Source organism: Peribacillus sp. CSMR9 (assembly GCF_033141925.1).
Taxonomy (GTDB): Bacteria; Bacillota; Bacilli; order Bacillales; family DSM-1321; genus Peribacillus; species Peribacillus simplex_A.
Genome location: NZ_JAOPHO010000003.1, coordinates 204,004 through 227,779 on the forward strand (window position 1 = coordinate 204,004; position 23,776 = coordinate 227,779).

Genomic DNA, 23,776 nt, shown 5'->3' on the forward strand with positions numbered 1-23,776 from the left:
AAAGGAAGGAATATCACCGTTCCTTCCCTGATCATTTAATATTGAATTGGAATTTCCCCCATGGTTCCAAATGATCGAGGAGAAAAATTTCCTCTTCTGCTATTCGGCCCACTACATTTGTTTTTCCCGAATTCTTCATTTTCTTCAATGCAATCTGCAATTCCCCTTTATATTGTCCATAGAGCTCATTTTCAATTAAAATATCACCGCGTCTAATATCAGGCGTATATGTTGGTTTAAATTCATCGCTCTTATATTTCACGCGTGATTGAGTCGAGCGAATAAGATAATCGGAAACATCTCCACGGTAAAAATGGAATTCTTCCAATACTATTTTTTTCTCTAAAGCTGTTATGGTTTCGTGAAGGTTAACATTAAATGTTAATAGACCTCTGTTTAACTGGCTAAGCTGTTTCAATTCAACTTCAGATGCGTAGGCATTCGCAATAATTACATCATCAATCAACCCTGTCGCATACAAGTGTTTCGCTTGAGTTGTAATGGGTAATTCCCGGTGCATTTCTAATGTACATAATCCTTCCATTATAGGCCAAGGTCCGTACGTTGCTGCATTGGAGCTTATGAAAGCTACCGTGCGGATATTATGCTTTTTGAATGACTCACAGCATTTTATAAAATGAGGATAGCCCAATCCTGCATAGCGATGAGGATAGAAGTTATGCGATCCAACTAAATTCTCTTTATTTGGTTTGTAATCGATAATATTTTCTAAATATTTTGTTGCATTGCTCATGTTTATTTCAATTTTTAGATCATATGGATTATGTGTCATAATCGACTCTTCGTTACCTGTAAAACCCATGTCCAGCCTGATTCCATACGCACCTAATTCTGCAAAAAACGATAAGTCATCATAAGAAATGCCTAGTGAACCGAATACTCGGGGAGCAATATCGACCATCACTTCCATATTCAATTGATTGGCAAAACGAATCGTTTCTTTAAATTCTTTTAAAATCTTTTCTTTGTCACCTTCGACAGAAAGCAGGCAAGTAAAGATCTTTTTGAATCCATATTTGTGTGCAAGTGCAATGTATTCCATATCTTTTTCAACGGTTGAATGCTCTGGATAGATAGATATACCGAGTTTACCCATTATTTAATCACCTCTTGTTGTGGGGCTAGCTTTTTTACAATGCGAATCATATGTTCAATTAGTTTTTGTTCACTCATTGCCGTCATCAAGTGATCCTGTGCATGAATCATTAATAAAGTTTTCTCACTTGGAACTCCATTCAATTCTGCTTGAATTAGCTTGGTTTGTGTCTTATGGGCCAAGTTCAATTCTTCCTGGCCCTGTTTAATTAGATCCTCTGCCTTTTCAAAATTAAATTCTTCCGCTTCTTTTAGTGCTTCGAATGCTAATCCTCTTGCATTTCCACTATGTGATATTATTTCAAAAATTTCCATTTCATTATTGTTCAATTCAGTTGACATATCACTACACTCCAATTTTATGTTAGATTATGAAGTTTCATTGGATTGCTGTAATCCAACGAAACTTCATGTCGATACTGCACTTTCACTGAAGAATCGTGGTAAGTATTCTCGATGAACTTTTAACAGTTTTTGTAAAACCATTTCCGCCAGGTCATCACTTGGAATAAGCGGGTTAATCGTTAAAGCTAATAATGCTTTATCATAAGAACCTGTAACGGCTGCCTCTGCACCAATTCTTTCAAATGATTTGATTTGTTGAATCAAGCCATGCACTTGTACGGGTAATTTACCCATAGCCAAAGGAATTGGTCCATTTTTGGTGACAATGCAGCTTACTTCGACAGCTGAATCATAATCAATATCAGTAAGCGATCCTTTGTTTTGTACATTTAGCACTTGAATGTCTTTTTTATCATTATAAATGGAAGAAATGACGTTACACGCTGCATCGCTATAGTAAGCTCCACCGCGTTGCTCTAATTGCGGAGGCTTGATGTCAAGGGTTTCATCCTTGTATAGGTCAAACAAACCTTCTTCTAATTTTTTCACAATTTCAGCTCGAGTTTCCCCTGATTTGAATGCTTCCAACTCGTCTTCTAATATCGTTTTTGTTTTGTAATAATAACGATGGTACGGGCAAGGCACCACTCCTAAAGATTTCAAAAATCTTCTGTTCCAAGCCAATGGGGCAATATTCTTCATCGTCAGCTGAATTTCAGGATTGCCCAGCATTTCAAGCACTTTATCTGTTACTTCTTGATCATCAACGAACACATGCATCCCGAATACCATATGGTTTAACCCTGCGAAATCTATGTGCACTCTTTTCATATCAACACCAAGCATGCTAGAAATAGACATATGCATATTAAATGGAACATTGCATACTCCAATGACTTTTTTATGCTTGCTGTAGCGGAGAAGGGCTTCCGTTACCATCCCCGCTGGGTTTGTGAAGTTAATTAACCATGCATCAGAGCAGAGCTCCTGCATTTCTTCTGCAATTTCCAGAAGAATGGGGATAGTTCGTAATGCCTTGGACAATCCTCCTGCACCATTTGTTTCCTGACCAATTAAGCCTAATTCCAACGGGATCCTCTCGTCCTTGATTCGTGCATCAAGTAAACCCACTCTCATTTGGGTTGTGACAAAATCAGCGTTTTGCAAGGCCTGACGACGGTCTAACGTTAGATGTATTTCCATTGGAAGTCCTGCTTTATCAACCATCCGTTTTGCCAAGTTTCCAACAATCTCCAGTTTTTCTTTTCCTGCCTCAATATCCACTAACCACAGTTCTCTAATAGGCAGCTCATCATATCGTTTTATAAATCCTTCTATTAATTCTGGCGTATAACTGGAGCCTCCGCCGATTGTGGCAATCTTCAACCCTTTTTTCATTTCCATTCCCCTTACACCTCATCGTAAGCTAATCTGAATTTTTCATTTATTTATAGATGATTGCATAACAAACCAGTGCGCTTACCGCTAATAAAGACAAGAATAATAGTGATGCTTGTTTCTTGTTTTTAAACTTACCTTCAACAAAACAAACAACCATCGTCAATCCTGCGCTTATGGCAAAGGTATTTCCCAAGTATAGTGAGAATTGTTTATTTATCTCAAAGGCATCCATGAATCTGTTAAAGATAAAATTAAAAACAAGAATGAAGCAAAAAAATAGAAAGGCACTTTTGTAACTAAAAAAGTGAATTCTGGAAGTTGAATTCATGTCCTTTCCCCCCTCTCAATTCATAAAAGGAGCTTGGAGCATTTAGTCCCAAACTCCCTTTTAGGTATTCCTTATAAAGCGATATTTTTATTATCCGTTGTTTCCACCATGTTTTCCTGCGCTAAAAGCTTTTTATCGTACATCTTAAAGAATGGCAGATAAATAATAACGGAAATAGTTAAATTCACCATCACGAGAACAATGGCTCTCCAATCACCGCCTGTTGAAAGGTAGGCACCTATTGGAGCGGGCAATGTCCAGGGAACCATTACATATGTCGGGTTCACCAGTCCGATGGACGTTGCTATATATGCAAGTGTTGCACCAATTAGCGGTGTAATGATAAATGGAATAATCAGTACCGGGTTTAGTACAATTGGCATCCCAAAGATGACAGGTTCATTGATGTTAAAAATGCTTGGCACAATTGTTGCTTTCCCCATTGCTTTACTATAGGTGGACTTTGCCGTTAAGAGCATGGCTATTACTAAACCCAATGTTGCACCAGACCCGCCAATCCAAATAAACCATTGGAAGAAAGTTTCAGGAGCGATGTGGGGAATTGCCTTTCCAGCTGCAACTGCCGCCGAGTTATTCCCCAAGTACACTTCCCATACCGGACGAGCTACGGCACCTACCACTGAAACGCCATGAATACCAAATGACCAGAAGAATGTAATCAAAAATACTGGAATTAATACACCTGGCAATGTGTCGCCTGCACTGATGAGTGGTGCAACCGCTTTATCGACAAGTGAATGTAAATCAACAGCAAAAACGACTGTAATTAAAGTCATAACAAGCAATACGATTGTAACTGGTATTAATGCTTCAAATGAACGGGCTACTGAAGTTGGAACAGAATCCGGCATTTTAATTGTGATATTTTTTGTCTTACAAAGACGTAAAATTTCGACTGCAAAAATGGATACAAGCATTCCTACAAAAAGACCATGGCCTCCGAGATTTGTCATTGGCAAAACAAACCCCACATCATCCATCATCTTTACACCAATTGTGAACAAGAAGGCTGCCAATGATAGTAAACCTCCAGATAGCGGATCAAGTTTATAGCTTTGAGATAAACTGTAGCCTATACCAAAAGTAATATATAACGTCATGATAAACATCGTTAATCGATATGGTATTAAAATTTCTGCTATATGTTTTGCAGACCATTCACCTAATGCAGTATCTGCTGCAACGGGCGGAAATGCAATGATCAAGAATAAACTGCCAAAAATGATGAATGGTAACGCAGAAACCACACCATCCCGAATTGCACGTAAATGTTTTTGCTCAGACAATTTAGCCATAGGTGTTGAAAGATTATTTTCTAAAAAAGCTACAAACTTGTCCATTCGTGTTTTCCCCTTTTACGTTTAGTGAAAAGAAATAGTAATTAGTTTATTATTTTGCTAGTTCCGTTACCAGTTTTAGTAGCTTAGGTCCGCCAAGAGGGCTGTAAGCTTGAGCTGGTATGGCTTCACATGGGACGCCCGCTTCATCTGCCGATGCCTTAAAGCCATCGAAACGATGTTTGACTTGCGGAGCTACCATTGCAACATCCCAGCCATTTCGTACTTCTGCATCAAATTCTTGAGTGCCGACTGCCAATACTTCTATAGTTACACCCTGTTTTTCCCCCTCCTTTTTTAAAGCGCTTACAACGATTGCACTAGACATTCCACCTGAACATACGAATAAAACCTTCATTCTTTGTTCCTCCAATTTTTTTATTTTTTTATTAAAAGCGTTAAATCGTTTTTCTTATGAATCCTTGTGCCTTCACTAAACGATTTGAGGCTTCTTCATACGATACATTCGTTAAAATCATGACAATTGCAATTTTGGGCTGGGCATGTGCCTTTTCTAAAAATTCATCTGCAATTTCATAGCTACAGTCAGTAGCATCCATGATAATACGTTTTGCGCGTTCAACTAGCTTTTCATTAGTTAACTGTAAATCTACCATTAAATTACCATAAACTTTACCGACTCCAACCATTGAGGCGGTAGATAGCATATTGCATACTAACTTTTGCGATGTTCCAGCTTTTAAACGTGTAGAACCCGTCAGGACTTCAGGCCCGTTTACAACTTCAATCGCAACTTTTGCAATCTTACCTATCTCAGAACCTTTGTTACAGCTTATCGACACAGTTCCTGCACCAACTTGATTGGCATATTCCAATCCAGCAATAACATATGGAGTGCGTCCACTAGCTGCAATGCCCACTACAACGTCCCTGTTTGTTAATTCGATTTTCTTCAAATCTTCAGGACCTAATTCAAAACTGTCTTCAGCACCTTCAACTGCCTTAATAAAAGCCTTTTCCCCACCGGCTATAAGACCCACTACTTCACTAGGATCGGTATTGAATGTCGGGGGACATTCTACTGCATCCAATAAACCGATGCGCCCGCTTGTTCCTGCACCCATGTAAATTAATCTGCCGTTTTTATTCATGGCTTCGACGATCATCTCCACGGCTTTAGAAATTTGCGGAAGTTCTTTTTTCACACAATGGGCAACTTTAATGTCTTCTTCGTTCATTACCTCTAAAAATTCAAGTGTTCCCATTTCATCCAAACTCATGGTCTTTTCATTACGGCGCTCTGTCGTTAAATGCTCTAGCATACATATCATCCTTTTTTATTTCAGTGGTGAAAGTGGTGAAACTTTTTTAGCTATAGAGAATATATCATTATTAAAAATTAATTTCAATATTGTGTATACATTTTTAAAAATTAATTTTAGAATAAACGTAAGATACATAAAATAATTTTAACTTTCTACTAAAAATGTAAACCGCTATTTTCATGAACCAAACCTATGATCCTTTTATTGATTAGACATTAATTCTATTCAGATAGGTGACAAATTCATATATTCATTATTTGTTAACGCTTACAAATAATGAAATATAAATATTAGTAATGAAATGAGGTTGTACTATTGATGAATGAAAGAATTACAAAGAGAAAATTAGGATCATTGGCGCTAGCCGCTTTGGTGGGAGGTTCACTTCTCCTTCCATCCGATTTGATTGCACATGCAGAAACGGGGACTATCCCTCAGCAAACTACTTATGTAAAACAGGAACTGCGCGCAACTTGGATTGCAACTGTATTAAATATTGACTGGCCGTCCAAACCAGGTTTATCCATATCAGCACAGAAAGAAGAATTCATAAAATATTTGGATGAACAAAAAGCAATGGGGATGAATGCTGTCGTTATGCAAATTAAACCAACTGCAGATGCTTTTTACCCTTCTGAATACGGTCTTTGGTCAAAATATTTAACAGGAGTCCAAGGAAAAGACCCTGGGTATGACCCTCTTGCATTCATGGTAGAGGCAGCACATGATCATAATATGGAATTTCATGCCTGGTTTAATCCATATCGCATTACCATGCCTTTAGGTAAGACAGCTGAATTATCGGATATTGATAATCTTCCAGAATCTCATCCTGCTAGAAAGCACCCTGATTGGGTCATACCATATGGACAACAGTTGTACTTTGACCCAGGCATTCCTGGCGTACAACGATTTGTGATCGATGGAATAATGGAAGTTGTTAAGAATTATGATATTGATGCAGTCCATATGGACGATTATTTCTATCCTTACAAGATTGCAGGAGTACCTTTCCCAGATGAAATTTCCTATCAAAAATATGGAGCAGATAGATTTACAAATGTGGAGGATTGGCGAAGGGATAATGTAAATAACCTTGTTAAGAATATAAATGAAGAAATCAAGGCAGAAAAATCATATGTGAAGTTTGGTATAAGTCCATTTGGAGTTTGGCGCAACAAAGCAGTTGATCCCACAGGATCTGACACTGCCGCTGGACAAACGAATTACGATGATTTATATGCGGATACCAGAACGTGGATCAATAATGGATACATTGATTATATTGCCCCTCAATTATATTGGAATATAGGATTGCCAGTAGCTGACTATGCCAAACTTCTTGATTGGTGGACAAAAGAAGTCGAAGGTAAAAATGTTCAACTCTATATTGGACAAGGAGACTATAAAATTAATACAGAGTCCAATGGTGTCCAAAACTGGTTCAATCCTGAAAAAATGCCAAACCAGTTAAAACTGAATCGAACATATAAGGAATTTGATGGAAGCATGCATTTCAGTGCCAAAGATTTACGGAAAAACCCCCTTGGGATAAAGAATCGCTTAAGCGAGGATATTTATAAGCATCCCGCATTGGTTCCTGCCATGCCTTGGATTGATGATCATGCCCCAAAGGCTCCAAAGGTGAGCAAGGCAACACAAGCTGGAGATGGAATACAATTTGAAATTCACGATCACAAGCAATCAGATGCATCCTATTATGCCATTTATCGTTTTGATGGGAAGAAAAAAGGAAATATAGAAGACTCAACGAACTTACTTGCCACAGTGCATAAAGAAAATAAACGTCAATTGTTTAATGACCCCAGTGTAGAAAAAGGAAAGACTTACACATATGTTGTGACTGCCTTAGACCGAACCCACAATGAAAGTAAACAAACTAAACAGATTAATATAAACGTAAAATAATCTTCAATAAATAGCTTTACGGTTCAAGTGGCGCATGTCAGTGAACAATGGACGTAAGATATATTAAACAATATGTTAGAAATGGTCTTATCTTAGTATCATATAATGTTCATGCTAAATCAGGATTATAAAAGAATCGAAGTAGGTGGAATGATGATGTACATAGTTGGATTAATGTCCGGAACATCATTGGATGGAATTGATGCCGCACTTGTTCGGGTGGATAATAGTGGACTCGAGACTGAACTGGAAGTGATTGAGTTCATGACATGCCCTTTTCCAAAAGATATTGAAAAAGAAATTATGCAGTCTTTATCTGCGGACACATCCAATGTGCAGTTAATATGCAGTTTGAATTTTAAATTAGGAAAATTATTTGCCAATGCGGTAAAGGAAGTTTGTCTTAAAGCTGGATTTCCCATTAATAAACTGGATCTTATTGGATCCCATGGACAAACCATTTACCACCAGCCTTTAAAGGACCAAAATTATATACCCTCCACTTTGCAAATTGGGGAAGCCGCAGTAATTGCTTACGATACAAACACACTTGTAATCTCTAATTTTCGTACGATGGACATGGCAGCTGGTGGCCAAGGAGCTCCTCTTGTTCCTTTTACCGAATACATTCTTTATAGAAGTGAAGTAAAGGGAAGATTACTTCAAAACATAGGGGGCATTGGAAATGTAACCGTCTTACCCAAGCAAGCATCTCTTGATGACATGTATGCTTTTGATACAGGGCCTGGGAATATGATCATTGATGAAGTATGCCGCCAATTGTTCAATATAAGCTATGACGAAGGCGGTAACATAGCTAAACAAGGAAAAATCAATGGCGAACTTTTATCTTATTGTATCAGTCATCCTTATATTATGACCCCTCCGCCAAAATCAACTGGCAGGGAATTGTTTGGCAAGCAATATGTAGTAAAACTATTAAAGATGTTTGAATCACTTCCTAGTCAAGATATTTTAGCAACTGTAACGATGTTTACAGCAAAGTCCATTGTGGAGAACTATCGAAATTTCATCTTTCCAAAGACCAATATTGAAGAAGTGATTATTGGCGGCGGTGGCAGCTATAACAAAACGTTATTAAATATGATTCGATCAATGCTTGGAAATTCTATTCAAGTCTTAACTCAAGAAGAGTTGGGATACTCTTCTGAAGCGAAAGAAGCGGTGGCCTTCGCTTTACTTGCAAATGAGACTTTCCATGGTAATACAAGTAACGTTCCCAAGGCTACCGGAGCTGACTTCGATGTCATCCTTGGCAACATGAACTTCCCTCCTTCACATCGAATTGGTAAGGAAACATAGTATATAATAAGTTAGATAAATGCCTCCCTTCCCCTCAAGAAATGTCTTAGGGGGGTTTTTCATTTAATTCGACATAACTTAACTCGGTATGATAGCTATGGCCCCCCGTCTAATGTTCTTAGGCATCACCTACTTCACTCAGACAGTAAGCCGATAAGTGGTGGGTAGTTCAACATACCAATGGTGTTTTATATGCTCAAATCCATTTTCTCAGTAATTATTAGCTTAAGAAACAACATCTTTACATTCCTTTTTATGGCTATAAAAGTTTCTCGGCAGTATGAAAAAACCTAATCCGTATTTGGATTAGGTTTTTTTGTTTAATTAAAGAAAGCAGGTTGCTTCCTCTCTGATATATGATTAATTTGGGAACCAGCCGACCGGTTTTACATCGAGATTAATGTTGATTTGTTTAATTTCCTGGTATTCATCCAAGCCGTATTTTCCTAAACTGCGTCCGATCCCGCTCTGTTTGTAACCGCCCCATGGCGCCTCGACATATGTTGGATGATAATCATTTACCCAAGTGATGCCTGCCCGTACTTTCTTGATCACGCGCAATCCTTTTGCGCCATCGTTAGTGAAGACGCCGCCTGCAAGGCCGTAGTCAGTATCATTTGCAAGTTTAATAGCTTCTTCTTCATCTTTAAACTTTTGGATGACAACGACTGGACCGAAGATTTCCTCTTGTACGATGCGCATGTCAGGTGTTACATCGGTGAAGACAGTCGGTGGAATGAAGTACCCTTTGTCAAGGCCTTCATCAACAAGACGGTAACCGCCTGCTGCTAGTGTCGCACCTTCCTGTTTGCCAATTTCAATATAGTTCAAAATGCTATTCATCTGCGCTTCACTGACAATTGCCCCCATGTTGCTGTCTTCTGCAAGGCCAGGTCCTACTTTGATTTTATTTGCGCGTTCCACATACTGTTTTACATATTCATCATAAATACTTTCTTCAACTAGAATGCGGCTACCTGAAGAACATACTTGGCCGGCACCGAAGAAGATGCCAAATAATCCGTAATCGACGGCTGTTTCTAAATCTGCATCTGCAAAAACGATGTTAGGTGATTTACCGCCAAGCTCAAGGGAAATTTTCTTTAAGTTGCCCGCTGCCGCTTTCATGATAGAGCGGCCAACATCCGTACTTCCCGTAAATGAAACAATGTCAACGTCCTTGCTTTCTGCAATTGTTTGACCGACAACAGTCCCGCGGCCCATCACCATATTAGCCACACCTTTAGGGATGCCTACTTCCTCTAGGATTTCAAATAATTTCATTGCTGTTACAGGTGTCAATTCAGCCGGTTTATAAACAATGGTGTTACCTGCCGCAAGTGCCGGTGCGATTTTCCAGACACTCATTAAAAGAGGGAAATTCCAAGGTACAATTAAACCGGCTACACCTACTGGCTCACGAACAACCATCGCCTGCACGGGAGCTGGAACTTGGTAAGTTTCACCTTCTGGATGAAGGATTAAGCCAGCGTAGTAACGGAAACACGCCGCGGCATCAGCAATATCGAAACCCGCCTCTGCTTTAAGTTTCCCGTTGTCCATTGTTTCAAGAATCGTTAACTCTTCCGCACGTTCATCAATTTTATCCGCAATTTTATATAGGTAGGAAGCACGCTCCTGTGCTGTTAGGCCTGACCAGATTCCACTTTCGAAAGCTGCTTTCGCAACTGAGATTGCATTTTCTGTATCTTCCTTTGTGGCACGCGGAGCCCTTGCAATGACTTCCTGTGTTGCAGGATTAATTACCTTGATTACTTCATTTGAAGATGCAGACTGCCATTTACCGTTGATGTAATTTTTCAGTTCTATAACTGCCGTTTCTAAAATTGTCATGTTTTATGCCTCCGGTTTTCATTTTTTTATTTAACCTATACGGTATCTTTAAAGTTTTAAGACAAGTCTGTCGTCCTTCGCACGTGAGCAGCATGTCAAGATTGACTTGCGTGTTTGACGGTTTTCTTCGCTAAGGAAGTTATCCCGGTGAACCACGTCACCTTCTGCAACATCTACCTCACAACTTCCGCACCCGCCTACTTTACAAGAATAAGGTGCATCAATTCCTTCCCTTAAAAGCGCATCAAGCAGAGTTTCACCTTCATGAACGTGAATGGACCGATCGCTATCTGTAAGGTCGACAATGAAAGGATCTTTAGGCCCATCATTTTTTGTCCCAAATAATTCAAAGTGAATCGCATGTTCCGGATAACCATATGAACTGGCAGCTTTTCGATACTCTTGTACCATCTCGAGAGGTCCGCAAAAGTATACATGTGTGCCAATGCGATGATCCATCATCGTCTCAGGCATCATTCTGTGTTTGTCTTCTGCCTGCGAAAAATAAAAGGTACATTGATCAGGATATTTGGCTTTTAACAAATCATAAAAAGCACATAACTCCGGTGTGCGTGCTGCATAATGGAGTTCGAAGGTTTGCCCTTCGGCAGCCATGTCTTCCATCATTGCCAGAAATGGGGTGATGCCGATTCCAGCTGCATAAAAGGCATGATGCTTTGCTCGAAAGCTGAGAGGGAAGTTGTTTTTAGGGAAACTGACTTCCAGCCTGGAATCTAACTGTACATGATCATGCCAGAAAGCGGAACCTCCACGTGACGCCCCATCTCGCCGAATGGAAATGGCATATTTTATACGGTCCCTTGGGTTGCTGATAAGGGAGTATTCTCTCTCGAATATCGTATCCCCGGCCGGCATGAATGTGGTCAAATGCGAACCGCCTGTAAAAGCAGGCAATGGTTTTCCATCAACTGGTATCAACTCGAATTGTTTTACGAATGGAGTTTCTTGAATGATCTTGTTTACTTTCATTTGAATATTTCCTACTACCCGCATGACGATCAGCTCCCTACTTCTTCTTTTCCGATTGGGATGAATGGGTAACCAATATAACCTTCCCGTACTATAGAATAAAAAGGTCCTATTTCAAGACTTGCTCTGCAATGGTCACATTCTGCAATCTCTGCTTCTTCTTCGACTTCCGACACTTCAAAACATTTCATGCAATATACGTACCGCCGTTTAGGCCCGATAATCACAGTCTGGATCTCAGCTTCAGATAGGCCAGCTTCCACCCCGAGCGAGAAGATCATTACGGCATTGTTCCATGCAGCCGCAATATAAAATTGGGTGCCCATCTTTTGTGCCAAGATGAATCTCTTAATCTCCTCTTTATCTTCCATTCCATTAATGGAAAGACATTCAACAGGCACTGTTCCTGCGATTTCAGAAGTGAAACGTTTCGCCTTTTCATATCCAGCTTGATCAGAAATGATGACAAACTTTCTTCGTTCATTCCGAGGAGTAAATTGATTTACGATCGTAATGGATTTATCAAACAATACTGGACTATTATACAAGGCCCTATCCTCCTACTTTTTGTTTAGATTCGCTTTTTGTTTTTCATCAATACGCTTCAAATATTCGACCGATTGCGGAAGAAAAGGGGCAATTCCTTTATATTCAGCCATAGGTTCCGGAATATCCTGCAGTACGCTATATGTCAGATCAAACCACTCCTGGCGCAATGTCAAATCCTCCAGTGGCAGGAACTGTGTATTCAATACGAAAAGAATGGCGTTGCTCCGCGGCATGTTATAAAATTTTTGTTCTTCAACACGCAAACGTACTAGTTTACCTGCATTTTCCGGTGTTATCTCAGAACGTTGCGGTCCCCAGACATCCATCGTTTCATAGTTGACATCCCAACGGTCCGCCATCAGGTTCCAGTTGATGCGTGTCCATGGCTTTCCAGGCTCAATGGATAATAAAAACTTACGAACGCGATCTGCCAGTTCATCGCCTTTCCGCGATACAAATGGAACGGGTGCATGGATCTCATCAAAGGACATGCCTTTATTCCAGTTAGCTGAGAAGAGTGCGGCGTATGAAACTTGCCCCACTTCCAAATAGAAATTACTATCGCGATGAACCATTAAAACAAAATCATTGTGGAAATGGCGGCCTATATAATCCAGCGGCTCATTTGGAAGCGTGGTGGCATCGCCATAAACGAATGAATCGGATTCCCCGAAAATGTGGTTCTTGAAAGTCCAGTTGTCTCCATCTTTAATGACCTCGAAATGCTCCGGATAGCGATCAGCTGCCATGTCGATGAGCATTTCCAACAATTCCCATTGCATTTCCATTGTGTGTGAAAAAGATTGAAACCTTATATGCGGCTGCTCTTGAAGGAGACGACGCTTCGTTTCCACTTGGAGTCTGTATTCTGGTGTAACTTCAATACAGTTAATGTTTGAGAGTCTTTTCAAATCGTTTGAATAACGATAGTTACCTGAAGTGAATGGAAATGGGAATGTATCTAAATCAGTTGTTTTGAAATCTAAACTTTGTGTAAACATTGAACAATCTCCTCTCGTTCCCTAGTTTTTTTAAAGTGAGTTTTTATCTATTTAGCTTCCTTTAATTCAACGGATGGACGCTCCATGTCAACTTCAAAACGGAAAATGTATTTAGATGAAACATAGTAGGTGACTAAAGCGACAAAGTATGTTGGAATTCCGGCAGCTGTATGAAGGAAAAAGTCACTTGCTTCAAAAGTCAATGGATTATAGAGTGCCCAGTAAACGATCGTTCCAATGACCACCGTGAGAACGGCCGACGGGTTAATGCCTTTCCAATAAGTATAAGAGCCTTGTGTGTCATACAAATCCCTTATTGAAATGCGTTGGCGCTTTACAAAAAAGTAATCTGCAACGACAATGCCGCCAAGAACAGCCATAATAAAGGAAATGACAGCAATGAATGAACCAAATGCATCGTAGAACGTCGAGCTTAGAAGTAAGAATATAGCCGGTACGGTTGTTCCCATCGCAACCATCCATGACTTTTTCGGGAATACAGTTTTAAAGCTGACAGCTTGTGAGTACATAAGGAAAATGGCTGCACCAACATTCCCAACCGAAAGTAAAATCAAGCCAATGAATCCGCCCCAACTTCCTGCGATGGAAAACATCCAGTCAGAAGGATTAAGTGAACCAGCGACTAATGCAGCAAGGGCCCCAACTAAAGCAGCGATACATACGATGATTCCATAGCTGTAGAATCCTGCTTTAAATGCTCCTCCTTCTGTTTTAGATAAACGGCTGTATTGCCCAAGGTATGGAAGCCATGAGAAGCCGAGACCGATATTTAATTCCAGGGCTGTCGCGAATGAACGAGAATTCGATTCAAATGGCTCGGAAGGAAGTATATGAGCAACGTTAGTGAAACCCTGGCCAAACAAGACTATTGCAAGAAGGCCAAACATGAGAACCATAAATACCGGAACGGCTACTGCGGTATATTTTTGAATCGCTATCGGTCCCCTCACCGTTACAAGGAATGCACAGATGAAGAGTAAAATCGAGAAAAACGGCGCTCCAGTTGCTTGGCTTGAGAAAATGGCGGGCATCCCCATCCAATTAGCAGCCTCTGCTAACGCCTGGCCGGACATGAAAAGCGCAATGGAAATGTAGCCGAGAGTCAGAATAAGAAAAACAAAGAAAAAGATATTGGATCCTAGATACCCCAGTGAACTTCGAAACCCTACAAAAGTATCTATGCCATACCGCGCAAAATAAAGGGTAATGGGAACAATCAACAGCATAGGGAAGGCGTTACCGAATAAAATCGCTGCAAGTGACTGCTTCGCATCAAGCATTGTACCTGTGTATCCACCAGTTAACAGCCCAAAAGATGAGAGGCCAATAACAACCTGTACTAAAATTAAATCCCGAAGGTTAAAAATCCGGTCACTTTTACTTGCCGGTAAAAAGCCAAAGGCCACATCCTTTGAAATGGAGGAATTCTCTTTACTCACTCGCTTCTCTCCCAACTATAAAATAATGATTGTATCGCTTGGAAACTAGACTGTATTTGTTTTGGGTGAGCTAAACAAAACTACTTTAGAAAAGTGTATAGACCAAGTAAGAGATGATTAAAATCATGAGAAAAATAGAACCTGTCGCATCCTTCCATTTCATTTTGTCGATTTTCACGGCATCTTCCTGTTCATACGCATTGATCCGCTCATTCAAATCTGAATATAGACTTTTAATAAAGGGATCTTCTGAATTGATATTCTGCTGAAACTGATTCTCTTTATTCAAAATTGCTTTTCCCTCCTTTGCATTAGTCCCTTCTCTTTACTTTATTGCAATAACCATGCCAACCAGAAACACTTTGCTAACAGGGGTTCCCAATAGGAAGAATATTCACTCTTGAAACTATTGAACAATTGTGAAATTTCTGTAATATAAAAACTATGAAGTTAAATGAAAGGCAGGTAGACATAATGGATCACTTCACCTCTGCACTCTTGTCTATTTACGATCAGCTTATTGTGACAGATAAAAATGGCACAATACTGAAATCAACCGGAACAGGGAATTCCTTATTTCATACAGTCAAATCCGCTAATGTCGGCGGTTCCATCAAGGATGTTGAACAAGATTTATTTTCTACAAGCTTGGCAGAAGAGGTAATGGGCAAAAATGAAAAAAGATCTTTCATGCAGTCCTCATGGCTGGGTCCGGAGATGCTGATGACGGCATACCCGATTGAATCTGGCGAATGGGTCTGGGCCTACAAAGAAATTAAAGACTCTTATCCAGATGCATCAAGGACTCAATCGGGACCCTTCTTGGAATCGAAGAAGCCCTCTTTTCCATTTGTGATCCGCAGTAAACCCATGCTTGATGTTCTGCATAAAATGCAAATGGTTTGTGATGTCAGCGCAACTGTACTTTTATTGGGGGAATCCGGTGTAGGAAAGGAAATAGCTGCCAGGGCCATACATAATATGGGTAACAGAAGGGACTTTCCATTTATACCTGTCAATTGCGGGGCCATCCCGGAAAACTTGATTGAAAGCGAACTGTTTGGCTACGTAGAGGGGGCTTTTACCAGCGCCAGGAAAGACGGAGCCAAAGGAAAATTCACACTAGCCCATAAGGGTATCTTATTCTTGGATGAAGTGGGCGAGTTACCTCTTAACGTACAAGTAAAACTGCTTCGCGTCCTTCAGGAACGCGTTGTTACACCAATTGGAAGTACGACCTCACACCCTGTTGATATTCAAGTGATTGCCGCAACAAATAAATCGCTCGAAAAAATGGTGAAAAAAGGTGAATTTCGAGAAGACTTATATTATCGTCTTCATGTCGTACCTATCCACCTTCCGCCGCTTAGGAATCGTGTAGATGAAATACCTCATCTAGTTCAATTTTTTTTACAAAAGTACAATACACTGTACAAACGAAAGGTAGCTTTCGCCCCAGATGCAATCGACTTACTATGTATCTATCAATGGCCCGGTAACGTGCGCGAACTTGAAAATACAGTTGAGAGGCTTGTGGTTACAAGCGGAATGCCGGAAGTGGATGTTGCTTTGGTTAAAGAGGTCCTTCCTTTTAAAGGGCCCAAACCCACTTCAATACCTGTTATCGATTTTCTGATGCCCTTGCAAGAAGCAGTCGACCTTGTGGAGGAACAATTGATCAACATGGCAATGGAACAATACAAATCATTAAAACTAGCGGCAAAGGTATTGGAAGTCAGTCAGCCGACAATGAGCAGGAAATATAAAAAATTACGTAATAAAATTGAAGAAGCACGCTTTTCACCAGTGAATAAACGGGCCATTTTAGAAGAACAAATAAATCAACGACTTCGTTCCGTTGCCGCTGTAACCGCAGCTATCATTCCAGCTGAAGAGGTTATCAGTCTACAAAAAAATATGAACCGGCAAACTTCCTATTCCCAGAAATTAAAACAAAAACTTACCATGATTCAAGAAAAGGAAGGCGTAATTGAATGGGTCTTTATATTTATCATGACGGAGGATGGACGTCTGATTCACCTCGTTGCAGACAAAGGCTTTGTCATTGAACCGGGGGAAGAATATATTGGTCCCCCGGAGATGGTTAATGTCGCTTACCAGGCTTTTAATGGTAAAGCGGGTGTTACTCCCATATACGAAGACAGATACGGTGAGTGGAAAACAAGCTTTGCGCCAATTATTGATGATGGCGGCAATATCGTTGCTATTGTTGGATGTGATTACAGTAAAGCCTATTTCAATTCGGAAATGCAACGTCTCCGTAAGCAGCTTAATATACATGTTTGATTTCAGGATGCAGCCATACATTATCAAACCGGTTGGAGACTAGGGTAAAAAAAAGAAAAGCTGATGTCATGAGCCGTCTTGAACGGGCTTTTGCAGTCAGCTTTTTCATACATGAATGTCATAAAGGATTTAAAATGGCATTAACGCCAGCCAATTTCTAGACCCAACTGATTTTTCGATATTGACCACGCTTATGTAGGGAATATTAAATCCTGTTCTTTCCAGGTAAGTCGTTAACACAGTACTTCAACGTTAAATCCTCCAGGCGCTTCTACATAGAAAGTATATCCGTGTAAGTGTTTTGGAGGTTTTACCATGAATCCATCATCTTTCAATCGCTGATTGATCCTGTTAACTTGTTCTTCATTTTCTTGTATGAATCCAACATGAAAGGTCTTAGGGTATTGTACATCGCTTCCTTTCATTAGTGTCACTATGGATCCATCATCATCTCTCATTGCGGCAAACCCATCTCCACGACTTCCTGCACATGTCAATCCAAAGTACCTTTCTAAAAACTCCCTTGATGCTGCAACATCATTAACTGTTAAATTTATGTGATTGATCTTCATTCTTTCCCCCCTATTTTATTATATTCTTTTCCGTCACGCAGTAAAAAAAGTTAATTTTCCACATGCTTCACTGCCCTTAGCAGCTTAAGAAAAAGCGATCCTGCTTAAGTAAGAATCGCATTTCTTATATGACTGAAGTTGTTAAATAGCACCTTTACTTGTTACCCTATCTGCTGAAGCTTTTCAAGAAGGTCGTCGAGGCGGTAAAATTGTGAGGCACATCCTTGGACTACACCCAATCCCATCAATTGCTGAAGTCCCTCGACTGAAGCGAATCGAGAATTCATGATAAGTTTTGTCTCCCCCGTTTTCAACAAACGTCATCGTTACCAGTGTAACAGGCATATCACCGGCTGAGTTGCCTTCTTCACCTGCAAACATGTCCGTGTAGACAATCTTCTCCGGTACGATTATTTCTTGATAAACAGCTTTCCCTCAAGATTCTTGGCCATAAGATTCACCTTGTTTTTCATCTGTGCATCGCATGCAATAATGCCATACGCCGTCAGGCTTAAAATTAAACTCCCGATTTTCCGTTTGCCACCAACTCGGTCCCCACCAGCTAGCCAATCGCTCAGAATTCGAAAACGCTTTAAAAACAAGGTCCCGCGGCCGTCAAATATACCTTCCATGACGAGATCCCGCCCCTCTAAGCTCGTTGTGATGTTGTTAGTCACTTTGTTATCTGGCATTCCTCCTTCTGCTTTTTTATTAAGATATTCCTTCTACTTCGTCACAATGTAAGTATTTTCCTTCCGTTCAGTAATAATCATCCAAGTGACCGCAACTAAAAGATAAAAAGGTCAACCAGTAAAATAAACTGGCTAACCTTTTAATACGAACGGGCAATCTTATAGAACTTTATTACAATATTTTTTCATTTTCAAAGTTAGTGTTTGACTCTACTTTCTTAGCCAATTTAAATTTATAGAATAATATACAGGCTACCAAAAATCCTATTCCATAAATCAGTCCAACTCGTTGAGTAGGATCAAAGGCAAGGAATACTAGAATCAGCAAGCAAAAGCCTAGACAAAATAATGGGACAAATGGATAAAAAGGCACTTTGTATTGTAATTCTTCCATTTTCCCACCTGCTTTTATAAATTTCCTTCGAAACATGTATTGCGATAAAGCAATTCCCATCCATGAGATCGTGACGGATATCCCCGCGATTGACATGAGTATCACGAACACAGTATCAGCAGCAATGAAGCTGGTTAATAACGATAGAAGTGAAAAAGATATGGTAAATAGAAGGGCATTCAATGGCACTTTCCTATTGGACAAAACACCAAATATCTTAGGTGCCATTCCATCATGGGCCATCGACCAAAGCAAGCGTGTAGATGCATAAAGACATGAATTCCCCACAGAAAGAATAGCCGTTAAAATAATGAAATTCATGATGCCTGCTGCATAAGGAACCCCCGCTATCTTCATCAAAGTTACAAAGGGACTTTCCAATAAGCCTAATTCAGAAGAAGGGAATATGGCAGAAAGGATAATAATGGACGCAATGTAAAAAACAATGATTCTAAAAAGTACATTTCGAATGGCTTTAGGTATGTTCTCTTCAGGTTTTTCACTTTCCCCTGCTGCTATTCCTATCAGTTCAGAGCCTTGATAAGAAAAAATTACATTCATCATTGTCACAAAGATAATTGTAATGCCCCCTGCTGGAAAAAGACCAGAAGGAGCTAGATTCTCAAAGAATGGGGTTGGACGATCAGATAAAGAGACAAAACCAAAGATGCCAGCGATGCCAATCACGATAAACAAAATCACTGCAACGATTTTTATTCCGGCAAACCAATATTCCGCCTCTGCAAAACCTCTTGTCGTTAATGCATTCAATGTAAATAAAAGCACAATGAACACAGCACACCAAATCCAGGTGGGACTATGGGGGAACCATTGTTTCATCAATATTCCTGCTGCCGTAAACTCAACTCCTGCAGTTGCGGCTGAACCGACGAAATACATCCATCCTAGCGAAAAACCAGCGGAAGGCCCAATATATTCGGCAGCATATTTTTGGAATGAACCTGTTACCGGCATATGAACGGCTAGCTCGCCAAGACAGACCATCACCATATACAAAATAAGACCGCCGGCAAGATAACCAAGCAGGGCCCCTCCGGCCCCCGCTTGGTTAATTGTATATCCAGCATTTAAAAAAAGCCCTGTACCAATAACGCCGCCAAGCGAGAGCATAAATAAATGGCGTCTTTTCATTGAGCGTTGCAGCTGATCGTTATTTTCCAGTCCATACCCCATAAAATCACGTCCTTATCTTATCTATTAGCCTAGTTCTTCTCCCAAACCATCTTAGAACCTCAATGAGAGACAACTAAGGCCGCCATCTTGTTTTTGAAATTCTGACATTTCCACTTCAATCACTGTGTATCCCAACTCTTCAATTTTTTTCTTTGTTCCTTCAAATCCTTTCGGGACAATAACGCAGTCGTTCATTCGGACGCAGTTACCCGAATATCCTTCTTCCTGTTTTACGGTTATTTGATTGAAGCCAGAAAAAGCCTCGTGATTAATGAATTCCCCAGCCACTAATAAATTATTGTCTCCAAGGTAATTGACACCCGTTTTTAAATGAAAGAATTCCTTAAGGGGAATGATGGACGTATCATAACCATACTTACCCATAATATCTTTGAATTGCAGAGCACCTGCTTCATTTGTTCTAGTTGATAGGCCAACATAGAAGTGATCTTCAACTTGCATGACATCTCCGCCATCTAACATACCTGGAGATTGAATATATTCGATTGTGTCATAAAAGTCCTTTAAAACTTCTTTCATTTCATCAATCTCACCATTCCGGCTTTCTGCACCAGGATTGGTTACAAGGGCACATTTTGGCGTCAACACGGCAGTATCTTCTACAAACGTAGAATCAGGGTATCTTTCATCCGTTTCGAGAACGGTCACTTTCACACCGCAGCGTTTTAATGCTTCTACATAAGCCTCGTGCTGTACAAGCGCTTTTTCATAATCCGGGTTTCCTAAATCCGATGTTGTTAAGCCATTTACAAAGCTTTTTCCAATCTTCCTTACAATCGCGTGTTTAAACATATATATTCCTCCTAAATAGGTAGTTTATCTTTTTAAAATGTGGGAAATTAATAGTTTCAACTCCCCTGCTTTAAATGAAATTTCTGTTCCCTTTTACTGTTCAATATTCCTGAAGCGTATCCCTTAAGAAATATAGGTATGAGAAGGAGAAGAGACAACCGAAAGCCTCTTCTAAACTATTACGGGTGTCTCTTATTTGCCCATGCTTTCTCAGTTATTTTGATGACTGCATAATTTATCCGCTATCCCTACAAAATATCTTACTCCATACTCTAAAGCCTTCTCATCGATTTTAAATTTAGGATGGTGTAAAGGATATGCTTTTCCAAACTCGTTATTATGGACGCCTATGAATTGCATGGAAGAGGGGACGATTTCGGAAAAAGCTGAAAAATCTTCTGTCCCAAACATAGGATCGTCAACATGGATGATATGATTTTTTTCAAATATACCTTCCATGACCGTTCTCGAAATATCAACAGCAGCTTTATCATTTACTACGGCTGGATATCCTAAATACCAAGTAATTTCACAATTTGCCCCATGCGCTTCTGAAATCCCCTTAACAATTTGCTCTAGATACTCCCTTGCTTTCACTCGGCTTTCAGAGTCTAAGGAACGAATGGTACCACCGATTTCTGCATATTCAGGAATGACATTGAGCGCACTTCCAGAATGGAACTGAGTGACTGAAATGACTGGTGTCCTAAGAGCTGAAATTTTTCTGGAAACGATATGTTGAATATTCGTCGTAATTTCTGCACCAATGATTAGCGGATCTACCGTTAATTCCGGAGTCGACGCATGACCGCCCTGACCAATGATTTTAATTTCAAAATCATCAGCTGCTGCACAGAATACCCCTTCCCTTATACATATTGTTCCTGTTCGTTCATAAGGAGTAACATGCAGTGCAAATGCATAATCTACTCCTTCCACAACCCCTTTTTTAACCAATTCCTGAGCTCCCCCTGGCAGAACCTCCTCGGCATGTTGGAAAATAAACCTGATTTCTCCACTAATCCCTTCTTTTTTTCCAGAAAGGACTTTTGCCGCACCTAATAACATCGCAGCATGTGCATCATGTCCGCATGCATGCATAACCCCAGGATTTTTTGATTTATATTCAATTTCTGCTTCTTCTTCGATCGGGAGTGCATCAATATCTGCACGAAAGATGATCGTATTCGATTTTCGGGGTGATTTTTTTGCTCCTTTGAGAACCGCTAAAACACTCGTTTCGGTAGGTCTTGTCACTTCTAATCCTGTAAAGGTTTTTAATTTCCTATAAATGAATTCGGAAGTCTGGTGTTCCTGATACGAGAGCTCCGGATTTTCATGAAAATGACGTCTCCATGAAATCACTTCATCCACAACTGTCTCCTGTATTGTCTTCATCATAAATGCCTCCCAGATCACTTAGTTTAAATATTCAGATTTTTCAGACCTTTAAAAAGGGCCATACTGTATGCTTTGAGCAATGATCAAAAAGATAATTGCTACGGCAACCTGAATCAAAAGATAGGGAAATACCCATTTTACCCATTTCGTAAACGATATGCCGCCACTGCCAGTCCAGCCAATAGCACTCCAGAAGTCGGAAATATCATATTCGAAATCCCATCCCCTAATTGGAAAGCTAAAACTGCCGTTTGTCTTGTCACACCCATTAAATCCGCTAATGGAGCCATGATCGGCATCGTCAATGCTGCTTGTCCGCTTCCTGAAGGAACAATGAAGTTAAGGAATAATTGGACAATGAACATTCCGATTGCATTTATGGCGGGAGGAAGCTGCTCAACCAAACCTGCAGCATAATATAAAATGGTATCAAGCTGAAACCATATCGCCTGCTCCTGAAATAAAACCATTAGCCATCTTGGACGGAGTCAATCCTCCAATTAGTCCCATTATGATCCCGCTTAATAAAAACAAGCCGCCAATTTCACTTATATACCATCCTAATTTAATAACTCCATAGACTAATAGGATGAAATTCACCAATAAAATAATTAAAGCAACGCTATGTCTTTTGCTCATCCTAAAGTTTTTATCAAGTTGTCCATGTTCTTCACGCCTGAATTTCCCATACTCCCCCAGTTCAGGGTTCCTTTTAACCTTCATTGCATGAAAATAGATGTACAATACTGTAACGACATAAAAAACTGCAAGAAGAGCGATTCGCAATCCCATTCCCGAATACATGGGCAGTTCAGCAATACTTTGGGCAACTCCTACATTAAAAGGGTTTGTAATACCGGAAATAAATCCAGTCGCCAATGTTCCAAGGACAACGATAGCAAACCCTGTAAGTGCATCAAAGCCTAATGCGATCGTCATCGGAACAATGATGGCGATATAAACTAATGCATCTTCAGCAGAGCCGATCAGTGTCCCTAATGATGCGAAGATTAATACCATCAACGGAATAAGCAATTTTTCTTTTGTTCCGAATCGTACAGCCACAAACTTAATGAAAGAATCCAGTGCTCCTGTTGCCTGCATGATTCCGAGTGCTCCGCCAAACAAAAAGACGAACAAGATAATTGACGCTCCTTCAATCATCCCTGCATGAATACTGCTGAACATTTCCAATAATCCCACAGGTGTTGATTCTACGAATTCAAAAGAAGTGGGATCGACTACACTTCGGCCATCCTTTTCAATTCTTTCATATTGGCCTGCTGGTAAGATATAGGTTAGAATCGTCACTATCACAATTACGATAAACATTAATACAAAAGGATTTATCCCTTTTTCCGGCAACTCCGTTAGTTGGTTAAGTGGCTTATTATTCTGATTAAGCGGCTTGGAAGTGATTGGACCTTCAGGCTGGTTATTCATAATAGGCCCCCAGTTAAAGT

At 40.0% G+C, this 23,776-nt stretch carries 22 protein-coding genes and 1 pseudogene; 3 read left to right on the top strand and 20 right to left on the bottom strand.

The window, feature by feature from the left end:
- Nucleotides 1–31: 31 nt before the first annotated feature.
- The 7 genes from N9I19_RS04115 to murQ form a co-directional block, all read right to left on the bottom strand.
- The gene (locus N9I19_RS04115; protein WP_317777049.1) at nucleotides 32–1,117 is read right to left on the bottom strand and encodes a DUF871 domain-containing protein; all 1,086 of its coding nucleotides are present in this window, start codon (nucleotides 1,115–1,117) and stop codon (nucleotides 32–34) included.
- Nucleotides 1,117–1,458 (bottom strand): PTS lactose/cellobiose transporter subunit IIA, encoded by a 342-nt coding sequence (locus N9I19_RS04120; RefSeq protein ID WP_317777050.1) that lies wholly within the window; start codon nucleotides 1,456–1,458, stop codon nucleotides 1,117–1,119. Before N9I19_RS04120 ends, N9I19_RS04115 begins: the two co-directional genes overlap by 1 nt.
- A gap of 66 nt (nucleotides 1,459–1,524) precedes the next feature.
- Nucleotides 1,525–2,865, bottom strand: coding sequence for a 6-phospho-beta-glucosidase (locus N9I19_RS04125; protein WP_317777051.1), 1,341 nt, complete (start codon nucleotides 2,863–2,865; stop codon nucleotides 1,525–1,527).
- Between the two features lie 40 nt (nucleotides 2,866–2,905).
- Entirely contained in the window at nucleotides 2,906–3,190 is a 285-nt protein-coding gene (locus N9I19_RS04130) for a hypothetical protein (RefSeq protein ID WP_317777052.1), read from the bottom strand.
- 71 nt (nucleotides 3,191–3,261) lie between these two features.
- Nucleotides 3,262–4,551 (bottom strand): PTS sugar transporter subunit IIC, encoded by a 1,290-nt coding sequence (locus tag N9I19_RS04135; protein ID WP_063233329.1) that lies wholly within the window; start codon nucleotides 4,549–4,551, stop codon nucleotides 3,262–3,264.
- A gap of 49 nt (nucleotides 4,552–4,600) precedes the next feature.
- The gene (locus N9I19_RS04140; protein WP_061463755.1) at nucleotides 4,601–4,906 is read right to left on the bottom strand and encodes a PTS sugar transporter subunit IIB; all 306 of its coding nucleotides are present in this window, start codon (nucleotides 4,904–4,906) and stop codon (nucleotides 4,601–4,603) included.
- A 40-nt stretch (nucleotides 4,907–4,946) separates the two neighbouring features.
- Complete coding sequence (gene murQ, locus N9I19_RS04145) at nucleotides 4,947–5,831, bottom strand: N-acetylmuramic acid 6-phosphate etherase (RefSeq protein ID WP_089363464.1); 885 nt, start codon at nucleotides 5,829–5,831, stop codon at nucleotides 4,947–4,949.
- A gap of 321 nt (nucleotides 5,832–6,152) precedes the next feature.
- On the opposite strand from murQ, the gene N9I19_RS04150 reads away from it, so the two are divergent.
- Nucleotides 6,153–7,763 carry a glycoside hydrolase family 10-like protein gene (locus tag N9I19_RS04150; RefSeq protein WP_317777053.1) on the top strand — a complete coding sequence of 537 codons (1,611 nt, stop codon included), beginning with the start codon at nucleotides 6,153–6,155 and terminating at the stop codon, nucleotides 7,761–7,763.
- Nucleotides 7,764–7,919: 156 nt separating this feature from the next.
- Nucleotides 7,920–9,086 carry an anhydro-N-acetylmuramic acid kinase AnmK gene (anmK, locus tag N9I19_RS04155; protein ID WP_317777054.1) on the top strand — a complete coding sequence of 389 codons (1,167 nt, stop codon included), beginning with the start codon at nucleotides 7,920–7,922 and terminating at the stop codon, nucleotides 9,084–9,086.
- Between the two features lie 360 nt (nucleotides 9,087–9,446).
- Here anmK and N9I19_RS04160 read toward each other — a convergent pair whose 3' ends face one another.
- The 6 genes from N9I19_RS04160 to N9I19_RS04185 form a co-directional block, all read right to left on the bottom strand.
- Nucleotides 9,447–10,940, bottom strand: coding sequence for an aldehyde dehydrogenase family protein (locus tag N9I19_RS04160; RefSeq protein WP_284470390.1), 1,494 nt, complete (start codon nucleotides 10,938–10,940; stop codon nucleotides 9,447–9,449).
- Nucleotides 10,941–10,988: 48 nt separating this feature from the next.
- Nucleotides 10,989–11,930, bottom strand: a complete 942-nt coding sequence (locus N9I19_RS04165) for a PDR/VanB family oxidoreductase (protein ID WP_317777055.1) — start codon at nucleotides 11,928–11,930, stop codon at nucleotides 10,989–10,991.
- Nucleotides 11,931–11,959: 29 nt separating this feature from the next.
- Nucleotides 11,960–12,478 (bottom strand): hypothetical protein, encoded by a 519-nt coding sequence (locus N9I19_RS04170; protein WP_317777056.1) that lies wholly within the window; start codon nucleotides 12,476–12,478, stop codon nucleotides 11,960–11,962.
- Between the two features lie 12 nt (nucleotides 12,479–12,490).
- Nucleotides 12,491–13,480, bottom strand: coding sequence for a heme-dependent oxidative N-demethylase family protein (locus tag N9I19_RS04175; RefSeq protein WP_317777057.1), 990 nt, complete (start codon nucleotides 13,478–13,480; stop codon nucleotides 12,491–12,493).
- 47 nt (nucleotides 13,481–13,527) lie between these two features.
- The gene (locus N9I19_RS04180; protein ID WP_289337402.1) at nucleotides 13,528–14,940 is read right to left on the bottom strand and encodes a purine-cytosine permease family protein; all 1,413 of its coding nucleotides are present in this window, start codon (nucleotides 14,938–14,940) and stop codon (nucleotides 13,528–13,530) included.
- 85 nt (nucleotides 14,941–15,025) lie between these two features.
- Nucleotides 15,026–15,229 carry a hypothetical protein gene (locus tag N9I19_RS04185; protein WP_284470386.1) on the bottom strand — a complete coding sequence of 68 codons (204 nt, stop codon included), beginning with the start codon at nucleotides 15,227–15,229 and terminating at the stop codon, nucleotides 15,026–15,028.
- A 185-nt stretch (nucleotides 15,230–15,414) separates the two neighbouring features.
- Here N9I19_RS04185 and N9I19_RS04190 point away from each other — a divergent pair, with 185 nt between their 5' ends.
- The gene (locus tag N9I19_RS04190) at nucleotides 15,415–17,247 is read left to right on the top strand and encodes a sigma-54 interaction domain-containing protein (RefSeq protein WP_317777058.1); all 1,833 of its coding nucleotides are present in this window, start codon (nucleotides 15,415–15,417) and stop codon (nucleotides 17,245–17,247) included.
- 233 nt (nucleotides 17,248–17,480) lie between these two features.
- Here the strand turns inward: N9I19_RS04190 and N9I19_RS04195 are convergent, their stop codons facing one another.
- The 7 genes and pseudogenes from N9I19_RS04195 to N9I19_RS04220 form a co-directional block, all read right to left on the bottom strand.
- A complete protein-coding gene (locus N9I19_RS04195; protein WP_317777059.1) occupies nucleotides 17,481–17,819 on the bottom strand; it encodes a VOC family protein in 339 nt (112 codons plus the stop codon).
- Between the two features lie 161 nt (nucleotides 17,820–17,980).
- The gene (locus N9I19_RS25165) at nucleotides 17,981–18,106 is read right to left on the bottom strand and encodes a hypothetical protein (RefSeq protein WP_411730398.1); all 126 of its coding nucleotides are present in this window, start codon (nucleotides 18,104–18,106) and stop codon (nucleotides 17,981–17,983) included.
- 123 nt (nucleotides 18,107–18,229) lie between these two features.
- Nucleotides 18,230–18,511 (bottom strand): hypothetical protein, encoded by a 282-nt coding sequence (locus tag N9I19_RS25440; protein WP_486352016.1) that lies wholly within the window; start codon nucleotides 18,509–18,511, stop codon nucleotides 18,230–18,232.
- A 172-nt stretch (nucleotides 18,512–18,683) separates the two neighbouring features.
- A complete protein-coding gene (locus N9I19_RS04205) occupies nucleotides 18,684–20,099 on the bottom strand; it encodes an amino acid permease (protein ID WP_284470383.1) in 1,416 nt (471 codons plus the stop codon).
- A 51-nt stretch (nucleotides 20,100–20,150) separates the two neighbouring features.
- The gene (locus tag N9I19_RS04210; RefSeq protein WP_317777060.1) at nucleotides 20,151–20,912 is read right to left on the bottom strand and encodes a dimethylarginine dimethylaminohydrolase family protein; all 762 of its coding nucleotides are present in this window, start codon (nucleotides 20,910–20,912) and stop codon (nucleotides 20,151–20,153) included.
- A 210-nt stretch (nucleotides 20,913–21,122) separates the two neighbouring features.
- Nucleotides 21,123–22,310: an amidohydrolase gene (locus tag N9I19_RS04215; protein ID WP_317777061.1), complete on the bottom strand. Its 1,188-nt coding sequence runs from the start codon at nucleotides 22,308–22,310 to the stop codon at nucleotides 21,123–21,125.
- A 140-nt stretch (nucleotides 22,311–22,450) separates the two neighbouring features.
- A pseudogene (locus tag N9I19_RS04220) lies at nucleotides 22,451–23,756 on the bottom strand (YfcC family protein).
- Nucleotides 23,757–23,776: the final 20 nt, after the last annotated feature.

Bases quoted from the DNA above. Each gene is read 5' to 3' on its own strand.
- anmK (WP_317777054.1), top strand. From the start codon at position 7,920: ATGTACATAGTTGGATTAATGTCCGGAACATCATTGGATGGAATTGAT.
- N9I19_RS04130 (WP_317777052.1), bottom strand. From the start codon at position 3,190: ATGAATTCAACTTCCAGAATTCACTTTTTTAGTTACAAAAGTGCCTTT.
- N9I19_RS04135 (WP_063233329.1), bottom strand. From the start codon at position 4,551: ATGGACAAGTTTGTAGCTTTTTTAGAAAATAATCTTTCAACACCTATG.
- N9I19_RS04115 (WP_317777049.1), bottom strand. From the start codon at position 1,117: ATGGGTAAACTCGGTATATCTATCTATCCAGAGCATTCAACCGTTGAA.
- N9I19_RS04125 (WP_317777051.1), bottom strand. From the start codon at position 2,865: ATGGAAATGAAAAAAGGGTTGAAGATTGCCACAATCGGCGGAGGCTCC.
- N9I19_RS04210 (WP_317777060.1), bottom strand. From the start codon at position 20,912: ATGTTTAAACACGCGATTGTAAGGAAGATTGGAAAAAGCTTTGTAAAT.
- N9I19_RS04175 (WP_317777057.1), bottom strand. From the start codon at position 13,480: ATGTTTACACAAAGTTTAGATTTCAAAACAACTGATTTAGATACATTC.
- murQ (WP_089363464.1), bottom strand. From the start codon at position 5,831: ATGCTAGAGCATTTAACGACAGAGCGCCGTAATGAAAAGACCATGAGT.
- N9I19_RS25165 (WP_411730398.1), bottom strand. From the start codon at position 18,106: ATGAATTCTCGATTCGCTTCAGTCGAGGGACTTCAGCAATTGATGGGA.
- N9I19_RS04165 (WP_317777055.1), bottom strand. From the start codon at position 11,930: ATGAAAGTAAACAAGATCATTCAAGAAACTCCATTCGTAAAACAATTC.
- N9I19_RS04190 (WP_317777058.1), top strand. From the start codon at position 15,415: ATGGATCACTTCACCTCTGCACTCTTGTCTATTTACGATCAGCTTATT.
- N9I19_RS04215 (WP_317777061.1), bottom strand. From the start codon at position 22,310: ATGAAGACAATACAGGAGACAGTTGTGGATGAAGTGATTTCATGGAGA.
- N9I19_RS04140 (WP_061463755.1), bottom strand. From the start codon at position 4,906: ATGAAGGTTTTATTCGTATGTTCAGGTGGAATGTCTAGTGCAATCGTT.
- N9I19_RS04195 (WP_317777059.1), bottom strand. From the start codon at position 17,819: ATGAAGATCAATCACATAAATTTAACAGTTAATGATGTTGCAGCATCA.
- N9I19_RS25440 (WP_486352016.1), bottom strand. From the start codon at position 18,511: ATGCCAGATAACAAAGTGACTAACAACATCACAACGAGCTTAGAGGGG.
- N9I19_RS04205 (WP_284470383.1), bottom strand. From the start codon at position 20,099: ATGGGGTATGGACTGGAAAATAACGATCAGCTGCAACGCTCAATGAAA.
- N9I19_RS04160 (WP_284470390.1), bottom strand. From the start codon at position 10,940: ATGACAATTTTAGAAACGGCAGTTATAGAACTGAAAAATTACATCAAC.
- N9I19_RS04150 (WP_317777053.1), top strand. From the start codon at position 6,153: ATGAATGAAAGAATTACAAAGAGAAAATTAGGATCATTGGCGCTAGCC.
- N9I19_RS04120 (WP_317777050.1), bottom strand. From the start codon at position 1,458: ATGTCAACTGAATTGAACAATAATGAAATGGAAATTTTTGAAATAATA.